The sequence below is a fragment of the Streptomyces tailanensis genome, assembly GCF_008386495.1.
Taxonomy (GTDB): domain Bacteria; phylum Actinomycetota; class Actinomycetes; order Streptomycetales; family Streptomycetaceae; genus Streptomyces; species Streptomyces tailanensis.
The window spans coordinates 34956-41307 of sequence record NZ_VTHJ01000028.1 but is presented as its reverse complement, the minus strand read 5'-3'; the positions used below and the strand labels follow the sequence as shown (position 1 = coordinate 41307).

The 6352-nt window shown below is 71.7% G+C and carries 7 protein-coding genes; 1 reads left to right on the top strand and 6 read right to left on the bottom strand.

Annotation, left to right across the window (positions count from 1 at the left end; genetic code table 11):
* Positions 1 to 156: 156 nt before the first annotated feature.
* The 4 genes from F3T56_RS22785 to F3T56_RS22775 form a co-directional block, all read right to left on the bottom strand.
* Positions 157 to 462, bottom strand: coding sequence for a TFIIB-type zinc ribbon-containing protein (locus tag F3T56_RS22785; RefSeq protein WP_149827290.1), 306 nt, complete (start codon positions 460 to 462; stop codon positions 157 to 159).
* Between the two features lie 86 nt (positions 463 to 548).
* Positions 549 to 1487, bottom strand: coding sequence for a phosphotransferase family protein (locus F3T56_RS22780; RefSeq protein ID WP_149827228.1), 939 nt, complete (start codon positions 1485 to 1487; stop codon positions 549 to 551).
* Between the two features lie 343 nt (positions 1488 to 1830).
* On the bottom strand, positions 1831 to 2007 hold the full coding sequence (locus F3T56_RS46310) for a hypothetical protein (RefSeq protein WP_172639079.1): 177 nt from the start codon (positions 2005 to 2007) through the stop codon (positions 1831 to 1833).
* Positions 2008 to 2263: 256 nt separating this feature from the next.
* A complete protein-coding gene (locus tag F3T56_RS22775) occupies positions 2264 to 2503 on the bottom strand; it encodes a hypothetical protein (RefSeq protein ID WP_149827227.1) in 240 nt (79 codons plus the stop codon).
* 196 nt (positions 2504 to 2699) lie between these two features.
* Between F3T56_RS22775 and F3T56_RS22770 the strand changes: the two genes are divergently transcribed.
* Positions 2700 to 4076 (top strand): serine/threonine-protein kinase, encoded by a 1377-nt coding sequence (locus F3T56_RS22770; protein ID WP_149827289.1) that lies wholly within the window; start codon positions 2700 to 2702, stop codon positions 4074 to 4076.
* Positions 4077 to 4104: 28 nt separating this feature from the next.
* On the opposite strand, the gene F3T56_RS22765 is transcribed toward F3T56_RS22770, so the two are convergent.
* Positions 4105 to 4923, bottom strand: coding sequence for a TrmH family RNA methyltransferase (locus tag F3T56_RS22765; protein WP_149827226.1), 819 nt, complete (start codon positions 4921 to 4923; stop codon positions 4105 to 4107).
* A gap of 64 nt (positions 4924 to 4987) precedes the next feature.
* The gene (cobA, locus tag F3T56_RS22760) at positions 4988 to 6229 is read right to left on the bottom strand and encodes a uroporphyrinogen-III C-methyltransferase (protein ID WP_149827225.1); all 1242 of its coding nucleotides are present in this window, start codon (positions 6227 to 6229) and stop codon (positions 4988 to 4990) included.
* Between the last annotated feature and the right edge of the window lie 123 nt (positions 6230 to 6352).

Genomic DNA, 6352 nt, shown 5'->3' with positions numbered 1-6352 from the left:
ATTAGCTCAGCGGGAGAGCGCTTCCCTGACACGGAAGAGGTCACTGGTTCAATCCCAGTATCGTCCACACACACCGAAGCCCCCGGCCGTCTCGTACAGCCGGGGGCTTCGTCGTACGCGTCGGACGTGCGGCGCGGGTGCGCCGCACGCGCGGGCTCAACTGGAGAAGAGCATGCGGCCGAAGCCGCGGTTGTGGTGACCGTGCCCGCCGTGGTGCCCTCCATGGTGACCGCCCTGCGGGGCACCCCAGGCGGGAGCGCCGTGGCCGCCACCCGCCGGGTACTGCGGGGCCGCCGGCGGCGGAGGAACGGCCGGACCGGCGCCCCACTGCGACTCCAGGCGGGTCAGCGCCTCCAGCTCGCCGTAGTCGAGGAAGATCCCGCGGCAGCCGCTGCACTGCTCGATCTGGACGCCATTGCGGTTGTAGGTGTGCATCGGCGCATGGCACTTCGGACACTGCATGTGCATGGTTCGGCTCAACTCCTCGCCGTCGGTGCTGCTTCGCGTTACGCCAGGACAGACACTGCCCGGCTGCGGTCGGTTGCACCCTACTTCGGGAAAACGCTCGCCAACTCCGGCGGGATGCCGCTCATTCGGGCACATGCGTCGATAACGGCCTGCTGCACGTCGTCGAGGGGCCGGCCGGCCACCGTCGACTTGGCGATCGCCAGGGCCGCCGTCTGCACGGTGAGTGCGCGGGCCGGTACGTCCAGTGCGGGCCAGGGGTCGGCGTGGGCGGGGACCGCCGGGCCGCCTGCCTGCCGGTACGCGGTGAGGAAGCGGGTCCACTCGTCGGGCGGGAGGAGGCCGCAGGCGTACCAGGCTGCCGGGCGGGCGAGGTCCCAGGCGGGGACGCCCACGCCGAGGTCGTCGACGTCTATCAGGCGCCAGGGTTCGGTGGTCGCCGGGTGGCGTACGAGCTGACCGAGGTGCAGGTCGCCGTGGCAGAGGGTGGTCGTGTCGGGCATGGGGGCCTCGGCTCGGGCCCAGGCGGGAAGAGTGTGCCAGGCACGGAGGACGGGGGCCGTGGCGGGGTGGTGCGGGGCGGTGGTGCGGAGGCGGGCGATGGCTTGGGCCGCCTTCTTGGGGCCGCGCATGGGGGGCAGGGCGGGGGGCGGTTGGCGCTGGTGGAGGTGGGCGAGGAGGGTGGCCGCCGCTTCCCAGGGGGCGTTCTCGGGGGCCTCGGGGTCTACGGGGGTGCCGTACGGCCAGAACGTGATGAGGCGGCCGTGGAGGGGGGTGGGTGTGCGGTGGAGGGGGGACAGAAGGATGTCGGGGTTGTCGGTGGCGACGGCCAGGCGGAGGGTCAGGGCGGTGGGGTTCGTGTCGGGGGCGTGGGCCTTGGCGACGGTGTCCGCGTGGCGGACCACCGTACCGTCGTCGCGTTCCGCGAGGACCGTGTCGGGGTGGGTGCAGGGGGTGGATTCGGGGTGGGCTGTGCTGCGTACCTTGGCCCTGAGGGCGGGTAGTACGTCGGCGGCGGTCACTGGGTCCCCCTTGCTGGCTGTACGGCGCTCTCGGTGAGCCTACGCAGATGGGTGCCCTCTGCCTCCGGCGACCGGGGGGAGGTTCCGCAGCTCGGCGGTTACGAGGTGCCGCTGCGCCCACCCTCCCCCAACTCTCGGCTTCGCTCGAGCGGGAGGTGCCCCCATCGCCCCAGCGGCACGGGTGCCCGCAGTTTGGGACGGGCGGGGGGCGGGGAAAACACAACGCCCGCGCAGCTCCCCAGCTGCGCGGGCGTTTATTGCCGTCCGCCGCACCCCCGTCCCCACGGGGTTTCATGGGTGGATGTCCCCGCCCGGACCGCTCTTCCGGGCCTGGGGTCGCCGCTCAGCGCCCCAGCATCACACCCACGGACGACGCTTGTGTGACCACTGCCTCCCAGCCGCCGAAGGCGTACACGAGCAGGGCCGCCAGGGGGAGGACCATCGCGGTCGCCACCAAGGGGTGGCGACGGCCCGTGCGCTCCCGTGTGCGGAGCGCCGTCCGCGGTGCCGTGTGGGCCATGGTCCCTCCTCCTGTTCGATCTCGGTTGTGTCATTCGTCGTTGGCAGCGGCGGGTGTCTGACCTCGGGGGACGAGTGCTGCACCCGCCGCTTGACCTCAAATCTAGGCGCGCGGCGGGTGCGGGTCGTCATGCCCTCGTACCGATTGGCGGGCCTCCCGGAGGATGAGCGATGACCTGCGACGTACTCCCCAGGGTGGAGACGAGGTCCTAGGTCTCGGGGTCTTCCCGGAGGGGATGCCTGGAGTGTCCCTTCTTTTACTGGTTCCGCTCCGTGCCGTCCTCGCGGGGAACCGGCTGTTCCACCAGCGCCAGCACTCGGTTCGCCATGAACCTCGCCGTACGGACCACCGATCCGTTGCGGGTGACTTCGCTCACTTCCACGACACCTCGCCGTACCGCCGTCTCCACCCGGCGTCCGGCCCTGCTCGCGATCACCTCGTAGGTGCGCGTCGTGTCCCCGGCGTCCACGACTATCTCCACACGGTCACCCTTCACGGGTTCAATCCCCCTTCTGTGGTGGGCGGTTGGGATCACAGAAAGCCCAACCCGGCCTCGAACTCACGTTCGCTGACCACCCTTCAAGTTTCCCACCCGGCACTGACAATCGATCGGGTCGCGAAGGCGCGGCCTCTGCGCACGCCCGGCCGTGGAAACGTAAGCTGTGGCTCGTCAGACGGAACGGGCAGCGGGGATGAACATGGCGATGATGCGCCTGAGGCGCGAGGACCCGCGCGTCGTCGGCTCGTTCAGGATCCATAGACGGCTCGGCGCGGGCGGGATGGGCGTTGTCTACCTGGGCTCCGACCGGCGTGGACAGCGAGTCGCGCTGAAGGTGATCCGGCCGGATCTGGCGGAGGATCAGGAGTTCCGGTCGCGGTTCGCGCGCGAGGTGTCGGCGGCGCGGCGGATCAGGGGTGGGTGTACGGCACGGCTCGTTGCCGCAGATCTGGAGGCGGACCGGCCGTGGTTCGCCACGCAGTACGTGCCGGGTCCCTCGCTGCACGACAAGGTCGCCGAGGAGGGGCCGCTGTCGGCCGCCGAGGTGGCCTCGATCGGGGCCGCCCTCTCCGAGGGGCTCGTGGCCGTGCACGAAGCGGGCGTCGTGCACCGGGATCTGAAGCCGTCCAACATCCTGCTGTCGCCCAAGGGGCCGCGGATCATCGACTTCGGTATCGCCTGGGCGGCCGGTGCCTCGACGCTGACGCATGTCGGTACGGCCGTGGGGTCGCCGGGGTTTCTCGCGCCCGAACAGGTGCGCGGAGCGGCGGTCACGCCGGCCACGGACGTCTTCTCCCTCGGGGCCACGCTCGCCTATGCCGCGACCTCCGACTCGCCCTTCGGGCACGGCAGTTCGGAGGTCATGCTCTACCGGGTCGTGCACGAGGAGCCGCAGCTGCGTGGGGTGCCCGACGCGCTGGCCCCCCTGGTCCGCGCCTGTCTGGCGAAGGACCCGGACGAGCGGCCCAGCACGCTCCAACTGTCGTTGCGACTCAAGGAGATCGCGGCCCGTGAGGCACAGGGCCTGGCGGATGTCCGGCCGCCGGCGCCGCGCAGCGATCCGGATCGGCCGTCGGGGCGGCTCGCCGAGCAGTACGTCGAGCAGCGCACGTTGCGGCAGCCGCCGGACACGCGGCCGGATGCGCGTAGGTCGCAGCCGGGTGCGCCGGGTACACCGCCGCCTCGGACCGGGGGTGGCTCCCGGACCGGCGGTGGTTCGCGGCCGGGGGCGCGGCCCGGGCCGTCCCGCAACAACACCGGATCCGGCAAGCGGCCCTCACCCCGCAGCGGCGCCGGGCGTCCGGGGCCCCGGACCAACGGGACCGGGCGGCGGCCCGCCAATCCGCGGCTGCTGCGCCAGCGGTTGGTGGTCTTCGTCGTGGTGACGCTGCTGGCGGCGCTCGGTATCGCGACGGCGCAGGGGTGCCAGGGTCCGTCGCGCGGGCTCGATGGTGACGGTGAGGGTGTACGGAAGGACGTACGGCAGGAGCAGCAGTACGCGCCCCTGCCGGAGGGTGAGTTGATGCAGCAGCGGTACACGTCGACCTTCGAAGCCGTGGCTCCGGAGTGACGTCGGAACGCAGGGCCGGCCGGGCCGGTCAGGCCTGTGGGCGGCCCGTCGCCACCGCGTAGAACGCGACGGCCGCCGCCGCGCCCACGTTGAGCGAGTCCACGCCGTGGGCCATGGGGATGCGCACCCATTCGTCGGCTGCCATGAGGGCCTTGGTGGAGAGGCCGTCGCCCTCCGCGCCGAGCATCAGGGCGACACGGTCCATCCGGTGCGGGGCGGCCTCGTCGAGGGACTTCGCCTTCTCGTCCGGGGTGAGGGCGAGGAGCATGAAACCCGCGTCGCGAACGGCGTCCAGGCCCTTGGGCCAGGTGTCGAGCCGGGCATACGGGACGGAGAAGACCGCGCCCATGGAGACCTTGACGCTGCGGCGGTAGAGCGGGTCCGCGCAGTCGGGCGAGAGCAGGACGGCGTCCATACCCAGGGCTGCGGCCGACCGAAATATCGCGCCAATGTTTGTATGGTCATTCACGGATTCCATGATCACGACGCGGCGGGCCGTCCGGAGCAGTTCGGCCGTCGTCGGCAGCGGTTTGCGCTGCATGGAGGCGAGGGCGCCGCGGTGCACGTGGTAGCCGGTGACCTGTTCGGCGAGCTCCGGGCTGACCGCGTAGACGGGGGCCGGGAGTTCGTCGATGACGTCGCGCATGACGTCGACCCACTTGGCGGACAGCAGCATCGAACGCATCTCGTAGCCGGCGTCCTTGGCCCGTCGGATGACCTTCTCGCCCTCGGCGATGAACAGGCCCTCGGCCGGTTCGCGCTTGCGGCGCAGTTCGACGTCGGTCAGGCCCGTGTAGTCGCGCAGACGCGGGTCGTCGGGGTTCTCCACGGTGATGAGATCGGCCACAGGGTGATACTGCCTTGTCCTGGGTGTCGTGCCAACGGCTTGGGACGGGTTACGTTACCCGGGGTTACTCGGCGGGCTCCGGGGGGAGCGCGCCCACGTTCACGACCTCGCCGATGACGATGACCGCCGGGGGCTTGACCTCCTGCGTACGTACCGTCTCGGCGACCGTGGCAAGGGTAGCGTCGACCCTGCGCTGGGCGGCCGTGGTGCCCTCCTGGACCAGGGCGACCGGTGTTTCGGGGGACTTGCCGTGTGCCACCAGGGTCTCGGCGATCCTGCCGATCTTGTCGACGCCCATGAGGACGACGAGTGTGCCGGTCAGCTTGGCGAGCGAGGCCCAGTCGACCAGGGAACGCTCGTCGTCGGGAGCCACATGGCCGCTGACCACGGTGAACTCGTGGGCGACGCCCCGGTGGGTGACCGGGATGCCGGCCGCGCCGGGGACGGAGATCGAGCTGGAGATGCCGGGGACGACCGTGCAGGGGATCCCGGCCTCGGCGAGTGCGTGGAGTTCCTCCATGCCCCGACCGAAGACGTACGGGTCGCCGCCCTTGAGGCGTACGACCGACTTGCCCTGCTTCGCGTGCTCGATCAGCGCGTTGTTGATGGCCTCCTGGGCCATGAAACGGCCGTACGGGATCTTCGCGGCGTCGATCACCTCGACGTGCGGCGGGAGTTCAGCGAGGAGATCGCGAGGGCCGAGGCGGTCGGCGATGACGACGTCGGCCTCGGCGAGGAGGCGGCGGCCGCGGACGGTGATCAGGTCCGGGTCGCCGGGGCCGCCGCCGACGAGGGCGACGCCGGGGGTGCGGGTGCGGTGGTGGGGCGCGACCAGGGTGCCGTCGCGGAGGCCCTCGACGACCGCGTCGCGGATGGCGGCGGTGTGGCGGGGGTCGCGGCCCCGGGCGCTGGTGGTGAGCACGGCGATCGTGACGCCCTCGCTGTGGCCCGTCGCCGGGGTCCAGGCGGTGGCTTCCTCGGCGTTGTCGGAGCGGACGCACCAGACGCGGTTTCGCTCCGCTTCGGCCGAGGCGCGCGTGTTCGCTTCCGTGTCGCCGGTGGCGATCAGGGCGTACCAGGCCTCCGCCAGGTCGCCTTCCGCGTAAGGGCGCCTTTCCCAGGTCAGCTCGCCTGCGTCCGCCATCGCCTCCACGGAGGGGGTGGCCTCCGGGGAGACCAGGAGGATGTCGGCGCCGGCTGCGATGAGGGCGGGGAGACGGCGTTGGGCCACCTGGCCGCCGCCGAGGACGACGACCTTGCGGCCGGTGAGGCGGAGGCCCACGGGGTAGGCGGGGTGTTCGGCCATGAGGTGCGGCTCCCTCGGGCTGGCGGCGGTGCGGTGGGGCGCGCTGCGGCTTTGGAGCGGGCCTGACGTGCGGATTCTATGGTGCGGGTGGGTGGGGGCTGGGGGGTGGGGTTTTCTTTCCCC

Bases quoted from the DNA above. Each gene is read 5' to 3' on its own strand.
- F3T56_RS22770 (WP_149827289.1), top strand. From the start codon at position 2,700: ATGAACATGGCGATGATGCGCCTGAGGCGCGAGGACCCGCGCGTCGTC.
- F3T56_RS22785 (WP_149827290.1), bottom strand. From the start codon at position 462: ATGCAGTGTCCGAAGTGCCATGCGCCGATGCACACCTACAACCGCAAT.
- cobA (WP_149827225.1), bottom strand. From the start codon at position 6,229: ATGGCCGAACACCCCGCCTACCCCGTGGGCCTCCGCCTCACCGGCCGC.
- F3T56_RS46310 (WP_172639079.1), bottom strand. From the start codon at position 2,007: ATGGCCCACACGGCACCGCGGACGGCGCTCCGCACACGGGAGCGCACG.